The sequence below is a fragment of the Streptomyces sp. NPDC052101 genome (assembly GCF_040680235.1).
In the GTDB taxonomy this organism is placed as follows: domain Bacteria; phylum Actinomycetota; class Actinomycetes; order Streptomycetales; family Streptomycetaceae; genus Streptomyces.
Genome location: NZ_JBFAWH010000066.1, coordinates 1 through 17640, shown reverse-complemented (window position 1 = coordinate 17640; position 17640 = coordinate 1). Strand labels below are relative to the sequence as shown.

General features: G+C 68.4%; 17 protein-coding genes and 4 pseudogenes. 7 read left to right on the top strand and 14 right to left on the bottom strand.

Features of this window, described 5'->3' with window-relative positions:
* Positions 1 to 304: 304 nt before the first annotated feature.
* Positions 305 to 826, bottom strand: a pseudogene (locus tag AB0L75_RS42575) (helix-turn-helix domain-containing protein); the annotation flags it as partial.
* Between the two features lie 171 nt (positions 827 to 997).
* On the opposite strand from AB0L75_RS42575, the gene AB0L75_RS42570 reads away from it, so the two are divergent.
* Both AB0L75_RS42570 and AB0L75_RS42565 read left to right on the top strand, forming a co-directional pair.
* Positions 998 to 1936, top strand: coding sequence for an alpha/beta hydrolase (locus AB0L75_RS42570; RefSeq protein WP_365191668.1), 939 nt, complete (start codon positions 998 to 1000; stop codon positions 1934 to 1936).
* A 10-nt stretch (positions 1937 to 1946) separates the two neighbouring features.
* Positions 1947 to 2690 (top strand): YafY family protein, encoded by a 744-nt coding sequence (locus AB0L75_RS42565; protein WP_365191667.1) that lies wholly within the window; start codon positions 1947 to 1949, stop codon positions 2688 to 2690.
* A 109-nt stretch (positions 2691 to 2799) separates the two neighbouring features.
* On the opposite strand, the pseudogene AB0L75_RS42560 reads toward AB0L75_RS42565, so the two are convergent.
* Positions 2800 to 3527 (bottom strand): annotated as a pseudogene (locus tag AB0L75_RS42560) (transposase); the annotation flags it as partial.
* Positions 3528 to 3591: 64 nt separating this feature from the next.
* Here AB0L75_RS42560 and AB0L75_RS42555 point away from each other — a divergent pair.
* Positions 3592 to 4557, top strand: coding sequence for a transposase (locus AB0L75_RS42555; RefSeq protein WP_365191666.1), 966 nt, complete (start codon positions 3592 to 3594; stop codon positions 4555 to 4557).
* On the opposite strand, the gene AB0L75_RS42550 is transcribed toward AB0L75_RS42555, so the two are convergent.
* From AB0L75_RS42550 to AB0L75_RS42540, 3 genes are all read right to left on the bottom strand, one after another.
* A complete protein-coding gene (locus AB0L75_RS42550) occupies positions 4510 to 5079 on the bottom strand; it encodes a hypothetical protein (RefSeq protein ID WP_365191665.1) in 570 nt (189 codons plus the stop codon). The two genes, AB0L75_RS42555 and AB0L75_RS42550, sit on opposite strands and share 48 nt — an antisense overlap.
* Positions 5080 to 5224: 145 nt before the next feature.
* A complete protein-coding gene (locus AB0L75_RS42545) occupies positions 5225 to 5527 on the bottom strand; it encodes a hypothetical protein (RefSeq protein ID WP_365191664.1) in 303 nt (100 codons plus the stop codon).
* Positions 5528 to 5686: 159 nt separating this feature from the next.
* Positions 5687 to 6295, bottom strand: coding sequence for a hypothetical protein (locus AB0L75_RS42540; protein WP_365191663.1), 609 nt, complete (start codon positions 6293 to 6295; stop codon positions 5687 to 5689).
* A 235-nt stretch (positions 6296 to 6530) separates the two neighbouring features.
* On the opposite strand from AB0L75_RS42540, the gene AB0L75_RS42535 reads away from it, so the two are divergent.
* Positions 6531 to 6692 carry a hypothetical protein gene (locus tag AB0L75_RS42535; protein WP_365191662.1) on the top strand — a complete coding sequence of 54 codons (162 nt, stop codon included), beginning with the start codon at positions 6531 to 6533 and terminating at the stop codon, positions 6690 to 6692.
* 850 nt (positions 6693 to 7542) lie between these two features.
* On the opposite strand, the gene AB0L75_RS42530 is transcribed toward AB0L75_RS42535, so the two are convergent.
* The 7 genes from AB0L75_RS42530 to AB0L75_RS42500 all read right to left on the bottom strand — a co-directional run bounded on the left by AB0L75_RS42530 (position 7543) and on the right by AB0L75_RS42500 (position 13906).
* Positions 7543 to 8193: a hypothetical protein gene (locus AB0L75_RS42530; RefSeq protein ID WP_365191661.1), complete on the bottom strand. Its 651-nt coding sequence runs from the start codon at positions 8191 to 8193 to the stop codon at positions 7543 to 7545.
* Positions 8194 to 8472: 279 nt separating this feature from the next.
* Positions 8473 to 10167 (bottom strand): serine/threonine-protein kinase, encoded by a 1695-nt coding sequence (locus AB0L75_RS42525; protein WP_365191660.1) that lies wholly within the window; start codon positions 10165 to 10167, stop codon positions 8473 to 8475.
* An 84-nt stretch (positions 10168 to 10251) separates the two neighbouring features.
* Positions 10252 to 10578 (bottom strand): hypothetical protein, encoded by a 327-nt coding sequence (locus tag AB0L75_RS42520; RefSeq protein ID WP_365191659.1) that lies wholly within the window; start codon positions 10576 to 10578, stop codon positions 10252 to 10254.
* A 345-nt stretch (positions 10579 to 10923) separates the two neighbouring features.
* Positions 10924 to 11565: a hypothetical protein gene (locus AB0L75_RS42515; RefSeq protein ID WP_365191658.1), complete on the bottom strand. Its 642-nt coding sequence runs from the start codon at positions 11563 to 11565 to the stop codon at positions 10924 to 10926.
* A 218-nt stretch (positions 11566 to 11783) separates the two neighbouring features.
* Positions 11784 to 13019, bottom strand: a complete 1236-nt coding sequence (locus tag AB0L75_RS42510; protein ID WP_365191657.1) for a serine hydrolase domain-containing protein — start codon at positions 13017 to 13019, stop codon at positions 11784 to 11786.
* Positions 13020 to 13172: 153 nt separating this feature from the next.
* A complete protein-coding gene (locus AB0L75_RS42505; RefSeq protein WP_365191656.1) occupies positions 13173 to 13574 on the bottom strand; it encodes a DUF1048 domain-containing protein in 402 nt (133 codons plus the stop codon).
* Between the two features lie 2 nt (positions 13575 to 13576).
* Positions 13577 to 13906, bottom strand: coding sequence for a PadR family transcriptional regulator (locus AB0L75_RS42500; RefSeq protein ID WP_267059823.1), 330 nt, complete (start codon positions 13904 to 13906; stop codon positions 13577 to 13579).
* Positions 13907 to 14331: 425 nt separating this feature from the next.
* Between AB0L75_RS42500 and AB0L75_RS42495 the strand changes: the two are divergent.
* The 3 genes and pseudogenes from AB0L75_RS42495 to AB0L75_RS42485 all read left to right on the top strand — a co-directional run bounded on the left by AB0L75_RS42495 (position 14332) and on the right by AB0L75_RS42485 (position 16648).
* Positions 14332 to 15156, top strand: a pseudogene (locus AB0L75_RS42495) (IS5 family transposase).
* 7 nt (positions 15157 to 15163) lie between these two features.
* A complete protein-coding gene (locus AB0L75_RS42490) occupies positions 15164 to 15769 on the top strand; it encodes a hypothetical protein (protein ID WP_365191655.1) in 606 nt (201 codons plus the stop codon).
* A 216-nt stretch (positions 15770 to 15985) separates the two neighbouring features.
* On the top strand, positions 15986 to 16648 hold the full coding sequence (locus AB0L75_RS42485) for a hypothetical protein (RefSeq protein ID WP_365191654.1): 663 nt from the start codon (positions 15986 to 15988) through the stop codon (positions 16646 to 16648).
* A 110-nt stretch (positions 16649 to 16758) separates the two neighbouring features.
* Here AB0L75_RS42485 and AB0L75_RS42480 read toward each other — a convergent pair whose 3' ends face one another.
* Together AB0L75_RS42480 and AB0L75_RS42475 are read right to left on the bottom strand one after the other, a co-directional pair.
* A complete protein-coding gene (locus AB0L75_RS42480) occupies positions 16759 to 17019 on the bottom strand; it encodes a hypothetical protein (protein ID WP_365191653.1) in 261 nt (86 codons plus the stop codon).
* Positions 17016 to 17550, bottom strand: a pseudogene (locus AB0L75_RS42475) (transposase); the annotation flags it as partial. The gene AB0L75_RS42480 and the pseudogene AB0L75_RS42475, both read right to left, overlap by 4 nt.
* Between the last annotated feature and the right edge of the window lie 90 nt (positions 17551 to 17640).

The window sequence follows — 17640 nt, the reverse complement described above, 5'->3', positions numbered from 1 at the left end:
GACAAACACGACCGACTCAGCACCCTCATCAACACCAGACCACTGCCCCGCACAAACATGGATGCATTACCACACTGCAGATGAAAACGACCTCTCAGAACCCGTCTTTGAACCGGCGAGCCGTCCGCGTCCGTCACGGCCTCACGGCCGGCGGGGCTGCTTCCTGACGCCCCCTGGAAAAAAGTTGCGGGCCGTTGTCGATCCGGCCACGTTATCCGTGGAACGACTTCAGACAGGTCCGGCAACCGATGGCCTGTCAGCCGCCCACCAGACCCGACGGACCCTTACGACGTGGGCGCTCATGGATCACGCACTCGATCCGCACCAGCTTGGCGTCCTTGTCCGGATCGGTGGACTCCTTCCACGTCTTCGTGCGCTGGAAGGTGATCTGGCCCCGGAGCAGCAGCGTTCGCAGGGCCTCGCGGCCGATCCGTATGCACCGTCCCGGGACTTTGCGCAGGTAGGCGGCGAGTTTCCGGATGGACCAGCGAGTGAACGGCAGGCCGAGCGCACCCGGGCGGGTGGCGGCAGTCTGCACGACGAAGTCCTCGTCGTCACCGGCGAGCAGGCGGGGACAGCCTCCCGCCCACCGGCGGTCCAAGCAGGCCGGCCCCTTGTCGTTGAAGGCGTGGATCACGTCGCGGACAGTGTCCTCGTCGGCCTGCATGAGCCGGGCGGTGATCGGAGCGGTGTTCCCTTCGGACGAGGCCAGCACGATCAACGCTCTGCGGTAGCCGACCGCGTTGGTGCTGCCACGGCGCACGATCCGCTGCAGCCTCTGCTCCTCCTCGTCCGACAACCACCGGACCCTGACCCGTTGTGCCATCCCGGCCTCCCCTCGCTGATCAGGCGCTTCGCCCCATCCAGCCGGCACGCAGCAGGGATCGGCCCGAGCAGGGCTGGATGATGGTGCGGCAGAAAGTGCAACAGGAGTGTGACGCGGGTCACCGGTAAACGGTGACAGGGTGTTGTCGCGGACGGTTGCGATGGTCGACGCATGACGACCACCGATGAGGACTGCCTCGCCGAGACCCTGGCATTCAACAAGCAATTCGAGGCCACGGCCGCGAGCCGCCCGGCGCGCGAGGAGGCGCCCGATGCAACCATGTTGGCCGCCCTGCGGCGCAACCGGCTCGGCGGCGATACGCCACCGGTGCGGCTGCCGCAGGGCCAAGATCGCGTCGTTGAGGGCGGGGTGAAGGTACGCGTCTTCGTGCCGGAGTACGTTGGCGGCGTGTACCTGCACTTCCACGGAGGCGGCTGGACGTTCGGCTCCGCGGACGGGCAGGACGAAAGACTGTGGCGACTGGCCGAGCAGACCCGGCTCGCCGTGGTCAGCGTGGACTACCGCCTCGCACCGGAACACCCCTTCCCCGCCGGACCCGACGACTGCGAAGCGGCCGCCCGGTGGCTGGTGAAGCACGCCGCGACCGAGTTCGGCACCGAGCGGCTGCTGATCGGCGGTGAATCGGCCGGCGCCCACCTCAGCGTCGTGACGCTGCTGCGCCTTCGCGACCGGCACGGCATCACCGGCGCCTTCCGGGCCGCCCACCTGCTCTTTGGCCCCTACGACCTGTCGATGACACCCAGCCAGCGATCGTTCGGCTCCAAGCGGCTGCTGAGCAACACCGACACCCTGCGGCGCACCTATGAGCTGGTCACCCCCGGCATGGACGCGGAACAGCGCCGTGACCCCGAGGTCTCACCGCTGTTCGCCGACCTTGCAGGTCTGCCGCCCGCCCGGATCGTCGTCGGCAACGAAGATCCGCTGCGGGACGACTCGCTGTTCCTGGCCCAACGGTGGCAGGCGGCGAGCGCGCCCGTGCAGCTGGGCGTCGTCGCCGGCGCCATGCACGGCTTCACCCTCTTCCCGCTGACCATCACCGAACGGGAACAGCGCCGCGAACGGCACTTCCTGTCCACCACGGGCCGGTAGCGTCGCCGGCATGAACCGCACTGCCCGGCTGTACGCGCTGGTGGAAGAGTTGCGCGCGGTGGCGCCGCGGCCGCTGACGGTCGCGGCGCTCGCCGCGCGCTTCGAGGTGAGCACACGCACGGTGCAGCGCGACCTCCAGGCACTGATGGACACCGGCGTCCCGGTGCGCACCACACCGGGACGCGGCGGGGGCTGGTCGATCGACCCGGCCATGACCCTGCCACCCATCCACTTCACCGCCGAGGAAGCCTCGGCCCTGGCCGTCGCCCTCGCCGCGACCGATACCTTCGCCCCGTACGCCGGGGCGGCCCGCACCGCGGCGCAGAAGATCGCGGCCTCGATGACCGGCCCCGCATCAGCGGCGGCACAGCAACTGGCCACCCGGATCGTTGCGCTACCCGCATCCTCCGACGCCACCGTCCGCACCGCGGTGGAACAGGCCCTCACCACCAACACGGTCCTGCGGCTGTCCTACACCGACGCGACAGGACACGAAAGCAACCGCATGGTGGAACCGGCCGGACTGCTCACCGCCGACGGCAGGTGGTACCTCATCGCCTGGTGCCGCACGCGACAGGCCGGCCGGGGCTTCCGGCTGGACCGCATCACAGCAGCGACTCCGACCACCGAGCAGGCACGCCCCCACGACCTGACCGAACTCCTGCGCGGCTCGGCTGCAGCCGACGCGGTGCAACCCACCACACTGGTTCCACTCACACCGCGCCCTGAGATACCGATAGCACCACTCCGGTGAACCATTCCGGTCACGGCACCAGTAGGACGACGCCAGGTCTTTCTTGATCTTGGTGTGGTCCTGCTGGGCAGGGGTTGGTGGCAGGTGGCGCAGGTGCCAGTCCAGCAGTTCAGTAGGTCTTGGATGGTGTCGAGGATCTGGTAGAGGCTGAGTCCGGTGTGTCGGCTTTTGGGGCCAGGCGCTGTTCGGTGAGGAACGCGTGGGCAGCGGTGACCAGGGTGGCGTGGTGGTGCCAGCCGTTCCAGGAGCGGCCTTCACAATGGTCCAGGCCGAGGCCGTGCTTGAGTTCGCGGTAGTCGTGCTCGATGCGCCAGCGGATCTTCGCCAGGCGGACCAGCTCCGGGATCGGGGTGTCGTCGGGCAGGTCGGACAGCCAGAAGCGGGTCGGTTCGTCCTCACTGTCGGGCCATTCGGCCAGCAGCCGAAGCTCGGGCAGGACGCCGTCCCACTAGCCGTGCCCGGCCACCGCGGCCGCCCGGGCCGGCCGACGCGGGCGCACCCCCGCCGGCCGGATGCGCACCGCGAGGAAGCAGGAGGCCATCGGGCCGCAGGAGCCTTCCCGCCAGGTCACTTTGCTGAAGGCTTCCCGTCCGGTGGCCGCGGCCAGTTCCGCCACCGTCGTAGGTGGCTGCCGGTAGCGGGGAACCGGCAGTACTGAGGAGCCACCCTCACCGACATCCTGCCGTCCTTGGGGAACGACACGTCGTCGACCGCCCAGGCGTCCGGGCCGACCTGCGGCACCAGTCGCTCGGCGATCCGCCGGCGCACAGGTACCGGATCCCAGGTGGACTGGTTCACGAACTGCTGCAGGTTCTGCTCGTTGCCGTCCGGAACCTTTGTGGAGCAAGTCCGCGGACTGACCGAACCGCGTCGGCGCACCACGACGTCACTGCGCTCGGCGATGTGCGCGGTCGCCACGGAAATGGGCGGCCGTCCCGGCCAACGGCCCTGCCGACAAATGCTGCTGCATGGCGGTCGGACGGCACTGCTTCGCCTGCTCAAGGCGCCATCCGTACCGGATCGAGCGCCTCGGATATTGGGCATCGATGAGTTCGCATTCCGCAAGGGGCGTACCTACGGGGCGGTGCTCGTCGGCATCGAGACCTCCCGCCCCGTAGACGTGCTGCCCCACCGGGACACCGCCACCGTCGCCGTCTGGCTGCGCGAGCACCCAGGAGCGGAGATCGTCTGCCGCGACCGGGCCATGATGTTCACCAAGGCGGTCCGGCAGGCCGCTCCGCACGCCCAAGAAGTGGCAGATCGCCGGCACTTGCTGGAGAACCTGTCGGCCGCTGTGGAGAAGACTTGCCGCCAACACCACGACTGCCTTCGCAAGCACGCCACCCTGCATGGCCCGGCACAGGCCAACGAGCCTGCGCAGATTCCGCGGACTCCGCTCCTGGAGCGGGTTCGGCAACGCGCCGCCTCGATCACCCGCCGCGTCTCCTCATCCCCGAGCGCGCACAGCAGCGTGAGGGTCGGCTGCGGGCGGAAAACCAGGTCGACCCCGGTGACCTCCACCGAGCGCCCCGGCCCGCCGCGAGGCCGCGGGCTTCTTCCAGGCGGCGAGGTCGGCCTCGATCCGGTCGGCGTGCGGGTGCCGACCTTCGCCGAAGAGGTTGCGCAGCTGTGCCTCAGTGACGACGTCATCCGCCGCCAGGCCGAGGACCGCAAGGCCCCGCCGCGAGCCGCCCCTGCCCCCGCTGCCGCATCCACCTGGGCGGCGAGCACCACCGTGACGGCGGCCGGCGACACGGCGGCCGGCGAGGGTGCCCGTCCGACGTTCGGCCGGGCACCTTGGCTCGCAGAGGAACAGAACCTACTTGGTCACCAGGATCTGCTGAACCGGCCGCTGGTTCATCTGTAGGTCAGCCGAGGTTCCACCACCGGACTTCGTCACCACCGACCACGACTGAGGCGCCTCACCCTCGAAGTGCCACAGACCGGGCTTCGCCGACGACGCGAAGGTGATCCGCGCCAGCTGGTGGTTCCACACGCCCGACGGCACCATCACACCGCGCCCGGGAACGTCCCAGATCTGATGCGAGTTGTGGTCCAGTCGTGTATCCGACGGCACCCATCGCTTCTTCGCCGAGTCGTACCAGGTCACCGTCACGCCCGGCGCCGAGTGCCCGCGTGCGTTCACACCCGCTGGGTTCCAGAATTGCAGCCCGTACAAGTTGGCCTCGACGTAGTACGGAGAGTACTGACGAAACCACAGCTCCACTGTGATCGTCCGCCCGCGGTGCACACTCTTCGGCACCCCGGTCACTCGCCCGAAGTGCAACTTTCCCGCATACCCCGACGCGTTCGCCGAACCTGCCCCAAGCGCCACCAAGGCAGCCCCGGCAGCCACACCAGCCGCGAGCCGCCGCAACGACACCCTCATCCCCAACCCCCTTCAAGAGCAATTTTCGAACGCGGATCGTACAGCGACCCAGGGGGTGGGCAGCCGTCGCCGAGCACGGGCAAGGCGGTTGCCGACCGCAGGCGAACGAGAGTCCAGGAAGTATTGGGCGCCAGCACCGGTCGCTTCAACGGACCTTGGCCTCCAACTGCGCCGCGTGCTCGGGCGGCCAGGCGCCGAGCACCAGCTCGACGAGCCGGGCCGTCTCCGGCGCGGGCGCAGCGGCCACAAGCTGCGGGACGAGCGCGAGAGCCTGCTCCCACCACTCCTGCTCCCCCAAGCCGCCAGCCGCGAGTGGACGGTGGGCCAGGTGCCCGGCGAGGAGGCGGCCGTGAAGGCGGGAGTCGACGCCGACGAGCAGGCCGAAGCGGCGAGTGCGCTCGGCCAGCGGGACGCCGGCCGCCACGTCCGCCGCGGCCACATCGAGCACGGCGCACGCCAGACAGGGTGCGGCGCAAGCCGGCCGTGAGGCAGCGCCAGCTGACGTCGGCCGGCATCTCAGTGCAGGCGTCCGCTCCAGTGGCCGCGGTCGCGGCCCAGGAGACTCCCGCCGACGAACCGGCCCTCGTCGTTTCCCAGAGTCTTGGGATCAGCCGGCGCTGAGCTGGAAGTAGGCCGTCTCCCGGTATCCGGCGTCGGGTGGAGCCACCTCCACGGTGACCGGGATGCCGGCTCGCGTGGGTTGGATGCGGACGGGGACGGTGCGCTTGTCACCTTTACCAAGCGAGGGCATGAGCACGGAGGCAGACCTCTGGGGGTCCACCAGGGTCAGGCCGTAATCGGCGACGTAGTCGTCGAGCGGCCTGCCGGGGCGGACGACGAGCGGGGCGGGGCCAAGGTCCGAGAAGCTGCCATCGAAGGATTCCCCACCTGGGCGCAGCTCTCGGTCGGTGCCGTTGTCGTACGTCACGGAAAACGCGTAGGTGCCGTCGGTCTCGGCGTGGGGCGCGCTGACGGTGACCTTCAGGCCATCCTCGTACTGGGCCGTTGCGCCGGGGCCGAGGGGCTCGGTCGCACTTCCCGAAGGACCGTCCTGTTCCAGCTGGCCGTAGCCGTCCAGGCCCTTCTCGACGTTCGCCAGCGCCCAGGCTCCGAACGCCACCAGACCGGCAAGGACGATCGCTGCGAACGCGCAGCAGCTGGACCGGCGAGTGTCGCCGGCAGCCGCGGTGTTGGAGGAGGGAGTGTCCGTGTCCATGCCGAGCACGATAGAAAGCGGTCGGCAGGGAATCATGAGTCGCCGTACTCACGAACTGCTGAGTAGCTCTGCGGCACTGTGCACGTGCCAGGGCGATGCGCTCCCGGGCGGCGTCACGGGGGAACACGCCCCCGGGAGCTGTGCTTCACGTTACCCCCTATGAGCTGGGCAGTCGTCGAGATCGACAGAGCCCCGGCCGATGACGGACCACGGCGTCGTGCCAGACGAGGAACGGGTGAGTGACCAGAAGCCCGGCCGGCAGCAGCACACCCTCGCCGCCCGGGGTGGCCAGCCGCGCGGTCGGCGACGTGGCCGGCGCGAGCCCGAGCAAGGCGTGCTCAACGCCGTCGCGAGCCAGGCCCAGCCACGCGGCGTCCTCCACGGCCGCGTCGGCTAAGGCGCCCGCGCCGGCCAGTACTCCGGGCGACAGACCGGCCGCGAGCGCGGCACGCCACAAGAACCACCGCCGCATCCACCCGGGCGGCGGCAACCGGCGAGAGCGGGCTGACCACGCCGGTACGCGGGGCACGGGCAGCGACCGCCTCCAGCAGGCGGGAGACCACCACCGCACCACCGAGGCCGCCGGCCAATTCGGGGTCTGGCTTCCCCACGGCAGCGTCGAGGGTGCTACGTGCCCCGCCGAGCCCGCAGGGCGAAGGTACCGTTGTGGCCTCGAATCCAGGGGCTCGTTGACCCGGTCACTGCCACGGGCACACGTGGGCCGGCCCGAACGTCTCCCCGGGCGGGCCCCCCTCGGGTGAATGGGCTGCATGTGCTCGCCGGTCGCCTCGGTACGGACGCCAAGTCGTGCACTCGAGCGCACGTCGTTCAGACCACGGGTAGTTGGCCGAGTGGCCGTCCCTTGTCAGCCTGAGCCGTGAGGAGCGCGGCCACTGCGGTGTCGCTTGCGAAGGACGGCCCCGTCCCGGTGGACGGAACCGCTGCCGGCTCCAGCTGGACGTCGGTCCCGAACGAACGGGCCGCGTCGAAGAGGGCCTGTAGCCTGTGGACGCTCGCCAGGTCGAGCGCGCCGATGAAGGTGCTCCATGTCCGGGTGGCGGGGGCCGTACTCGGACACCCCGCGTAGGGCGGCCAGTTGCTTCTGCCAGTGGGAGTCGTCGGCGCGCGCCGCCCGGATCGTGACCTGGAGCAGCCAGCGGTCGTTGGGGCGCGGGATCGATAAGGAGGTCATGTTCCGACCGTAGAACGTGCCTCTGGCACCGGGCAGAGGACCGCGCTCCAGTCACTCAGCCCCAGGTCTCGCCAGTGACGAGGTCGGGGCCGAAGTAGCGGGTGGCGATGGACGCGAGCGGTGGCAGCGGGCCGTCCCCATTCGCATGTTTGAAGGTGTGCACCAGGCAGGTGCGCACAGGGTGCACCGGTCCATGTGGCTTCCAACCGTCGTTCGTGGACAGGGGCCGGTTCTGCGGGCGGGCCAGGGAGAAGGCGACGAGCATCGTGCGTTCGTCCTCGAACCGGAAGTAGTCGAGGATCGCCCGGTTGGTGAAGTCCAGACGGCGGAAGACGACCGCGACGTCTTCCTCCCCGTAGGGTGCCCGCTGCAGGGCCGGCAGCACGTCGAGAATGGCGTCACTGCGGGCCAGCAGGCTGGCCCGCTCGTATGAGTCGCCCCACGGCGGCGGATCGTCGTCCCGCAAGCCTTCGGGATACTCCTCGGAATGCAGGACGCTACCGATGTCAGGGCGGTCCCAGCGGGCCTGCCCGCTGACGCTCCCCCAGTTCAGACTGGCGTTGACACACAGCTCGCCCGCAAGCAGCGCCCAGGGCGTGCAGGCCACCCGCTCGCGCGCCAGGCCCACCACGAGTCGCCCGAAGTCCTCCCGGGACAGCAGGGCCGGCTCGGCGGGCGCGGTGAAGGCATCGGTCCATATCCCCATGCGACGGGTCTACAGGCGAGTCTTCGCCGAGGGCCAACGAAATACGGGTGCGACACGAGGAAGGGCCAGGCACACAGGGCTGCAAACGCCACGCTGAACAGACCGTGGGCGCCGGTACGACGTCCAGCACCGTTTCGGCAGCCGGACGCCCAGTAGGGCGAACTTCCCGGCCGACGTCGCCGACCAGCTGGCGCTCGCAGGACGCGGCATCCCGATTGATCGCCAACGCCACCCGCCAACTCGGCCTCGGAATCGCAGTGCCGACGCGTCGCCAGCGCACTACTGGTAGACCGTGGCAATCGGCGTGGAGATGCTGGCGCCACTGTTGGGGACGGAGTAGGAGATCGTCCACAGCGCTGTTGCCTTGCTTGGGTAACCGTACAGATAGCCGCCGTTGTCACAACCGTAGTTCTGACGCTGACCCGCCAGGGTGGAGGTACCGCCGCCGGTGAAGGAGCAGCGGGCGCCGTTGGTCAGGACGATGATGACCGGTTCGATGTCGGGTCCGCCGGGCATGTGATCGTTGTTACCGGGAAAGCCCTGCGGGACCGATAGTTCGACCATGCGGTTCGGGGCTCCGTCAAGGCACAGGGCGCTGGTGTCCTCGGGATTCGCGTCCGGGGAGAAGCACGGGTCGAGGATCCGGTCGCCGGCGGTGCAGCGCCAGGCGTCCGTGCGCATGGTGGATTCGGCGGTCCCGAAGCAGGAGCCGCTGGCCTGGTCGGTGATGGTGATGCCGCTCGCGGGGGTGCCGTCCAAGGACCAGGGGCTGATGGTGACCACCTGCGTCTGCGTCGCCTGCGCGGACGAGGCCGCGATGGTCGGGGTCTGCGATGAGGTGGGTGTGGCGGGACGGGCGATGGGTGAGCTGGAGGCCACCGGTTCGGAGGCAGGCGTGGAGCGGACAGCGGCCGCCTGCGGGGCTTGGCTGCCGTGCGCTTGGGCATGGCCAGGCGTGAGCGCGAACCAGGTGCATGTGGCCGCCGCAGCGAACACTGCGGCTGCGACGACGGTGAGCCAGGCGCGCTTGCTGGGACGGCGTGTCACATGAGTGGGCCAGGTTGGGTCTTCGACGGTTGGGGGGTGCCATTGTTCGGCGAGCAGGTTCGGGACTTCGGTAGGCCGGTCATGGAACGCGATGAGGGTCTGGGTCGCCTGCTCGCCGAGCAGTTCGGTGGTCATCTCCGCGACGCTGGCGGAGGTGGGTCGTTGTGCCGGGTCTTTGGCGAGGCAGGACTTCACCAGATCGACCAGCTCGTTGGGGACATCGGCGAGGTCCGGCTCACCGTTGAGCACACGGAAGGCGATGGCCTCGGCGTTGCCGGTGCCGAAGGGGTGGCGGCCGGTGGCCGCGAACGCCAGCAGCACGCCCCAGGCGAAGACGTCCCCGGGAGGGCCGGCGGTGCCGTCCCGGTAGTACTCGGGGCTGAGCCAGCCCGGAGTCCCGGTCAGCATGCCGGTACGGGTGACCGCGGTGCCGTCAGCGACGTGGGCGATACCGAAGTCCAGCACCCGCGGCCCGTCGGGGGCAAGGATCACATTCGCGGGTTTCAGGTCGCGGTGGACCACCCCGGCGGCATGTACGACCGCCAGCGCACCCGCGGTGCCTGCGGCGAACAGGTGCAGCTGGATCCCGGCCAGCGGCCCATGGGTCGCGACATGCTGGTTGAGAGTCGGGCCGGGCACGTAGGCGGTGGCCAGCCACGGGGTCTCAGCCTGAGGATCGGCCTCCAGCAGCGGCACCAGGCACGGGCCCGAAACCCGCCGCAGCGCCTGCACCTCGCGGCGGAACCGGGCCCGGAACTGTTCATCCGCCGCCTGCCCGGCATGCACGACCTTCACCGCCACCCGCTCGCCCCGCTCCCCCACCGCGGCGTACACCGTGCCCATCCCACCCGCGCCGAGCACCCCGACCACCCGGTATCGCCCGATCCGCGCCGGATCCGAGGCACGACGAGCAGCAATCAGCGACACGAACAGCCCCCGGCCGACAGCGAATGTGTGCGAGATGTGAACCTTAGCGATGATCGCGGGCGTCGTAGGCCAGTTGGTGCCAGATCACTCGGAGGTGTCAGCGTCCTCGCCGTCCGCGGCCTGGTCGTCTGCCAGGTGCTGGTCACCGTCGTCAGTCACCGCAGGCGCCCCGGGCACAAGTCGATCCGTGTCGGGCAGCCCGAGCGCACGGTGGATGCCGTCGATCGGGGGTGAGTCGTTGTCGGTGACGATGATCTGCAGGCGGTCGATGTGTTCGTTCGCCGTGTCGAGCATGGTGGCGCACATCTTGCGGAGCCGTTCTGGGTCGACGCCCTCGTGACCGACGTTGCTGCTGATGCCGTCAACGATCAGAAGGTTGGGCAGGGGAATGGCATCGTCGTCGAGCGCCACCTTCTGGTGCGCAAGGACGTGGGCTGCGTTGACGACTCAGCGGCCGGCCAGTGACCGAGGAAAGCTCGTCCCCGAGACCGCCGACCGCCTTCCGGACCTTCCTGAACCAGCAGGGGATCCCTCCGGCCGAAGTCCTGGCGAACGCTGGGCAGTTGACCTTGGCCGGGCTTCGGTCCTCGTCGCCCGGGCCCAGTCCACCTCCATCGCCGAGAGGAACCTTCTCTGCACCAAGTCAAGTCAGGCGGTCGCGGCTGCCGTCAACGAATCAGATGGACCGCGCGAGACGTCACCGTGTCCCGGCTCTTCGAACTTGTGCGCGGCAGCCGGAAGCTGTCTGAGGTGGAGTCACAGGTTCCCGAGCCAGCGATGTCCTGGGTGCGCGCGGGCGAGGAGCTTGGCCAGTGTCGTGCGCTGAGCTGGAGTCATGTGCGGGACGGTTGCGTCGAAGTCTGCCTGATCCTTGGGGCGTGCGTGCTTGGCCTTGAACAGCAGGACCAGTTCAGGCGCCAGGTATGGGATGCCGTCTGGGGTGTGGTGGATGATCTCGCTGTAGGGAAGCCGGATCGTCTCGTCGTGCCTGCAGATCCAGGTCTTGCCGTCGTGGGGTTCGCGGAACACATCGGGTAGGTAGTTGCCAGTGGCTGGATCGCGTAGCCAGGTCTGGTGTGTGGCGGCCAGCACGTCTGGTGTGGCGTTCTCCCAGATCTGGCCGCTGCTGACCGCGTCGAAGGCGTATCCGGGGAAGCGGTTGCGAACCTCAGGGAAGTGTGCGGTGGGGATCGCGATCTCGATGTCCCCGTGCTCGCGCGTCTGCGTGCCGCGGAACAGATCCAGCGCCCAGCCCGCGGCCACGCACCAGGGCGTGGTGATCCCGGCCAGGTGCTGTGCGACCTCACTCGGGGTCCAGCAGAGTGACCATCTGGTGTCGAGGGCATCGAGCTCGGCGGGTGACAGTTCCATGCCGCCACTGGGAAGTTGCTCGCTCACCAGAAGGAACCTATCAGCGGGATCGAAGCGCCCGTGAGCGTGGCCGATCATTTCGGGTCACTCGAACTGTGGGCGGGTTGTCGGGATGCCTGGGGTCGCTGGGGACACTGGGGTCCTGCGGGTGAGTCGGGCTGCATCGGCCTGTTTGGTGCGGACGAAGGGCGCCACCCCCGCTGGCCGAGGAATCCGGCGCCGGCCGACTCGACCAGGTAGGCAGGTCAGTCGTCGATTGCCTGGTAGAGGGTAGTCCAGAAGTCGTGGATGGCCCGTGCCGAATCCGGGGTGGACATCCCGGTCTGGGTGAGCAGGATGCCGACGAGCTGGTGGTGCGGGTCGGCGTATGTAGTGGTGCCGGCTCCGCCGTCCCAGCCGTACTGGCCGATGGGCGCGTAGTCACCGCGGTAGGTGCGCACCGTCATCCCGAAGCCCCAGCCGCCGTGCTGCCCCTGGCCGTGTGCCAGATGGACGACGTTGCGGGCCCAGGCTTCCCGGGCGGCCAGTTGCTCGGGCCTGAGGCGGTTGGTGGTCATCAGCTCAACGGCGGGCCGGGACAGGATCCGTTCGGTGCCGTGCATTCCGTGGTTGAGCAGCATCCGGAAGTAGGCGTGGTAGTCGTCGACGGTGGAGTCGAGTCCGCCGCCACCGGACTGGAACGCCGGAGGCCGGCTGTGGTGTCCCCCTTCTGCCTCGTCCTCCACATTGAACTCTCCGGTCTGCGGATCGGGGGCGTACAGGGGCGGCAGCCGGTCGATCTTGTCGGCGGGCACGTGGAAGCCGGTGTCCTTCATGCCCAGCGGATCGAAGATGCGTTCGCGCAGGAACGTCTCGAACGACTGGCCGGTGACCCTGGCCACCAGCAAGCCGAGCACGTCGTCGCTGACGTTGTACAGCCACCGCTCTCCGGGCTGGTACATCAGCGGGAGCGTGCCCAGGCGGCGCATCCACTCATCCGGGTCCACCGCCGGCAGCATCCATCCGTTCTCGCCGTAGACCCTCTGCGCGAAGAACTCGCTCATCATCGGGGAGCCCATCGCCGTCGTGTCCAGTCCGAGCCCGCAAGTGGAGGTGAGCAGGTCCCGCACGGAGATCGGACGCCGCGCCGGCACGGTGTCCTCCAGCGGGCCGTCGGCCCGCTGGAGGACCCGCCGGTCGGCGAGTTCGGGCAGCCACCGGTCTATCGGGTCGTCCAGCCGCAGCCGGCACTCGTCCAGCAGAACCATCGTCGCGGCGACCGCGACGGGCTTGGTCGTCGAGGCCATCCGGAAGATGGTCTCCCGGCACATCGGCGCGCCGCCGTCGTGGCGCATCGTCCCGATCGCTTCGATGTGTGTCTCCTCGCCCCGGCTGACCAGGGCGACGAGCCCGGGAATCCTCTTGGACTCCACATGCCGTTCCAGCACTTCGCGCAGCCTGCGCAGCCCTGCTTCGGAGAAGCCGTCAGTGCCGTTTCCCATCGTGAATCTCCTTGCACACAATGTTCGGTCTTGACGCCGCCACAGACATGCGGCGGGAGGTGGCCGACGAGCATGACCCGTTGGCCGTGTGGTGCAGACAGGCGATGAAAGTGGTGCTCGGCCCCCCCGGGGCACGATGTGCTGAGGGCGTGATCAGACCGTCTTGTCTTCTTTCTTGTCTTCTTTTCCGGTGTCTTCGCCGGCGGCGCGCTCGATGTCGTCGGTCAGCTGCTTCCGCGCGCGGGCGGGGACGTAGCCGCCCTCCGAGTAGTTCTGGGCGAACGCGTCGACGAACTCCACCGGGTTGTCCCCGACGATCTCGCGGATCGGCGTTCCGTCCGCCGCGGCCTGCTCGAACAGGTCGGCGAGGTCTTCGAACATCGACGCATTGCTGTCGGCGTCGGTCGGGACGAAGTGCATCAGGTACCGCTCGATCGCCTCGACCGCCGTGCGGTAGTTCTCGGGAAGCTCCTTGACGCGCCCCTTGTACGCCCTCCAGCGCTTCTTGGGCCCGATCACCTTCGAGATGAAGCCGCTCTTTTCGACATCGGACATGGTCACTTGCCCCCTTCGCGTAGCTGTTCCAGTCGTTCCGTGAGGAAGCTCCACGTCCTCCAGAACTCTTCGAGGTACTCCCGTCCCTGAGCGTTGAGGGAGTGCACCTTGCGTGGCGGCCCCTTCTCGGAGGGGACCTTCTCCACGTCGACGAGACCGCGCTTCTCCATCCTGAGGAGCAGCGCGTAGATGGTCCCTTCGGCGATGTCGGAGAAACCCTGCTCCCGCAGCCGTGCCGTGATCTCGTAGCCGTAGGCGGGCCGACCGGCCAGGGACGCCAGGATGATGCCCTCCAGCGTGCCCTTGAGCATCTCCGTCTCCAACTTGGTCATGGAACACCTCCTCCCTGCGCTAGTCAGCGCTGTTGAATACCAGTACACAGTAACGCTGACTACCGGTACTTAGCAAGACGGAATAGCGGAGGTGCAAGCCGGCACCGCAAGAGCCCGGTTCAGCAGCATCACCGGCAGGACCCCGAGCGGGCCGCACTGCAAGTGGAGATCGACGGACCCCGCACGAGCGCTGCGTCGCTATCCGTCAACTCCTCTGCCTATCGCCCGCCGCCCGCCACGTCTTCGACGCCCCGAGTTGAGAAACACGTACTGAAAGATCCTTTTGTCCCGGCGAGGTTGTTTGGTGGCGCTTCGGGGGACGAGTGGGCCTGCGGCCGCCGAGGCGAGAGTGGTCAATGCGGGCTGCGCGACAGGAGACTCCATACCTCTGCCCGTTTGAGCCGAGTCACTCCTACTACCGAAACATGACGCGACAACGCCCGTACCCCAGCGGCCTCTCCGACACCCGCTGGCAGTTGATCAGCCCCACGCTCACCGCCTGGCGGGCCGAGCGCAGAGGCAACGGCCTCGATATCGGACGCTCCGCCCGAGTACGACCTACGCCGCATCATGGACGCCATCCTCTACGTGGACCGCACCGGGATCCCCTGGCGCTACCTCCCCCACGGCTTCGCGCCGTGGGAGACGGCCTACGGCTACTTCGCCGCCTGACAGAAGGAAGGATTCTTCGACCAGCTCAGCGGCCTGCTGCGGCGCCTCGTGCGTGAGGCCGAAGGCCGGGATGCCGAGCCGAGCGCCTGCGTGCCGGACGCGCGGGGCATCAAAACCTCCGCCAACGTCCCGGCCACGGGCCAGGCATTGACGCGGGCAAGAGGATCGCCGGCCGCGAACGCCACATCGGCGTGGACACCCTCGGTCTCCTCCTGGCCGCCAGCGTCTCCGACAAAGCCAGCGGCATCCACCTGCTCTCGGATATCGCCAAGGCCCACCCGCGCGTCAGGAAAACGTGCGCCGACACGGGCTACCGCACCAAGGCCATCGACCACGGCGCCGTCCTCGGTATCGACGTCCAGATCGCTCGCCGCGACCCCAACCAGAAGGGATTCAAGGTCATCCCACGGCGCTGGGTCGTCGAGCGGACCTTCGGCTGGCTCATGCACCATCGCCGCCTCGCCCGCGACTACGAGACCCACCCGCATCGCTCCGAAGCCGTGATCCGCCTCGCGATGACCGACCTCATAAGCCGCAGGCTCACGCCCGAGGCCACCCCGACCTGGCGATATACCTAAACTCCAAGTGGCATCAGTAGAGCGGGTGGGGCCTTTGACGCCGATCAGGCGGGGCGAAGCTCAACCCATTCTCGTCGAGAGCATTGAAGACGGTCACCCGACTCGTTTCGAAGACGAAGCTGACGTCGACGTTTCCCTGAGCTGGATCCCTGCCCGTCCACTCGAGCAGTTCGACCCCTTTGAGGGACTGGCCCGGCAGAGCGTGCAGTCCCGGAAGAGGATCGGTATGCCACCGCAGGTCAAAGTCGGGCCATCGAACCGGGCGACCGGGGTCGATCGTGTTCCACGTGACAGAGAGATCGTCAAACTTTTGGTGATTGATCTCGACCTGCTCGCCGTCGAAGTCGAACAGGACCGGGCAGTCAGAGAACCACTCGTCGCCCTGAAGGTCCCAGACCATCCAGACTCTCGACAGAGTCCGGCCAGCAAGACCACGCAGGCGATGTGCGTGCTGCTGCACAACGTCACTGCGGTGGTTCAACCACATCGGCTGGTAGCCGACGATGCCGAAATCGAACGTTGCGTCATCTTGTCAGAGCTGTCTCATGCCAGTTCGATACAGGTCCAAGCCGCAGCAGACCAACCACTTCTCACAGGGCGGGATGTGAGGTGATGTCCGTTCCCCTGCCGCGAAGGGCCTAGCTTCGCTGGATATCTGGGCGTTCTCCCGTATGTGCAGTTCAGTTCATGGGTGCGTAGCGGGTCTCGGCATCGGCAGCATCGGCCGACGTCGCCAGCGGCCCGGTCACCAGCTCCAGCCGGGTGGCTGCGACACTGCGAGGCGAGAGCGTCTGCCGCCGGCGCCGACCACATGCCTCGGGGGGCACACATGGGCACATTCGAGCGCGTCAACCTGTTCTATGGCGTCGACCACGAGCAGGTGTACGCCGCGTTGGAGGAGTTCTGGCACCAGGAGGAGCACTCGCTCAAGCTGGAAGACGTCCACGACGTCAACCTCGACTCCTACGCTCTGCACGAGCGGCGCGGCGACTGGACCGTACTGCAATGGACCCGGGGCTGGGAGTGGGACCTGCGCCGACGCGCCCAACTTCACGTTTCACGCGCCTACGACTGCCCCGGGCTGCTGGTGTTCATCTACGACGACGACTTCTGGGGCTGCGAGCTGTTCCACCACGGCACGGTGATCGACCAGTTCCAGCAGGAGACCGGCAACATCGGCTCGTTCTTCGGCGATCTTCCGTGCCAGGGGCGCCCCGACCTCCTGGTGGCTCAGTTCCCGGCTCTGGACCTGGACATCGAGCATGCCCGTGGCTACCTGACCCACTACAGCATCGACGACCCCAGGTACGAGGACATCGACTGGGAGAGCGAGCACGAGCCTCTCAACAGCCCCGTCCGTCCGAGCGATGGGTTCGGCCGCCTTGAAGGAGGCGCCTACTGGGCCTTCCAGAGCTTCCTCGGCGTCGGCCATGCCCCCGTCTGGCGGAGGTTCACCACCTCGCCCCAGGCACCCACGAGAACGGACAAATGATCGGTTCCGCCCGAGACCGAAGGGGCACACGCACCCCCTGGTCCGCGCCTGCCGCGGCACTATGCATGGCGGGGTGAACAGGCCCGGATCGGGCTCGGGCTCGGGCTCGGTCAGGATGCCGCGCCCGGCCGGGCGCTTGAGCTTGATCCGGACGTTGTTGATGTTGTTCGGAGCCAGGTCCAGGTCCAGGTCCATCGCCTCGCGTACGCCTCGTGCGCATAGCGGGCCGCCAGCCTCGGCGAACACTGCCAGGATCTCCTGGTAGGCCGCGCAATCTGCTCGCGGGTCTGCTCGGCCTGTGCGGTGATCTCCCGCTCGCGCTCCTCCAGCCGTACCAGCACCGCCCCCAGGGGCAGTTTCCCGCCGGTCATGGGCCGCGCCAGGATGGGGGCGCGCCGCCCGTCAGCCGACGGGCCATCACATCGCTTATCGCCCAGTACACCCGGGACTCTGCCGACGCGGGCCGGTGCTCCTGGTCGCGCGCCAGCCGCCGGTGCAGCATCAAGATCCCGTTCGTCTGCTCCACCCGCCACCGGATCGGCTGCGGAACGAACCCGGCATCGGCCGGGTTGCGCTCGACGACTTCGACCTCCATCCCCAGCCGCTTGCCGTGGTCCACGACCCTGTCTTGAACCCCTGGTCCATCAGGGCCTTCGTCACGGTGCCGGCAGAACTGGCGGCGACCTTGTCGAGCAGGGCGGTGCCGAAGGCGTTTGTCGTGGACGGACGCGGCCAGCACGACCACGGCGATCACCATGCCCAGCACGTCCACGGCAAGCCCCGCTTGCGGCCGGGCACCTTCTTCGCCGCGTCCCGTCCCGTCGTCCCGGCCGTTGCGGTAGGTAGTCCCACTGGCAGCCGGTCCGGGACTGGTAGAGCAGCGCGTTGACGATCTCCCGGAGCCGTAAAGAATCAACTCATCGGCGTGTCGGTGTCGCTGGGTGGTTCCTCAAGCGCCCGGCCGGCAGCGAGCAGGTCTGCTGCGGTCGTGA

What these genes read in the sequence shown, in the direction of transcription:
- AB0L75_RS42570 (WP_365191668.1), top strand. Translation starts at nt 998, where the DNA reads ATGACGACCACCGATGAGGACTGCCTCGCCGAGACCCTGGCATTCAAC.
- AB0L75_RS42565 (WP_365191667.1), top strand. Translation starts at nt 1,947, where the DNA reads ATGAACCGCACTGCCCGGCTGTACGCGCTGGTGGAAGAGTTGCGCGCG.
- AB0L75_RS42555 (WP_365191666.1), top strand. Translation starts at nt 3,592, where the DNA reads ATGTGCGCGGTCGCCACGGAAATGGGCGGCCGTCCCGGCCAACGGCCC.
- AB0L75_RS42550 (WP_365191665.1), bottom strand. Translation starts at nt 5,079, where the DNA reads ATGAGGGTGTCGTTGCGGCGGCTCGCGGCTGGTGTGGCTGCCGGGGCT.
- AB0L75_RS42540 (WP_365191663.1), bottom strand. Translation starts at nt 6,295, where the DNA reads ATGGACACGGACACTCCCTCCTCCAACACCGCGGCTGCCGGCGACACT.
- AB0L75_RS42530 (WP_365191661.1), bottom strand. Translation starts at nt 8,193, where the DNA reads ATGGGGATATGGACCGATGCCTTCACCGCGCCCGCCGAGCCGGCCCTG.
- AB0L75_RS42510 (WP_365191657.1), bottom strand. Translation starts at nt 13,019, where the DNA reads ATGGGAAACGGCACTGACGGCTTCTCCGAAGCAGGGCTGCGCAGGCTG.
- AB0L75_RS42505 (WP_365191656.1), bottom strand. Translation starts at nt 13,574, where the DNA reads ATGTCCGATGTCGAAAAGAGCGGCTTCATCTCGAAGGTGATCGGGCCC.
- AB0L75_RS42500 (WP_267059823.1), bottom strand. Translation starts at nt 13,906, where the DNA reads ATGACCAAGTTGGAGACGGAGATGCTCAAGGGCACGCTGGAGGGCATC.
- AB0L75_RS42485 (WP_365191654.1), top strand. Translation starts at nt 15,986, where the DNA reads ATGGGCACATTCGAGCGCGTCAACCTGTTCTATGGCGTCGACCACGAG.
- AB0L75_RS42480 (WP_365191653.1), bottom strand. Translation starts at nt 17,019, where the DNA reads ATGACCGGCGGGAAACTGCCCCTGGGGGCGGTGCTGGTACGGCTGGAG.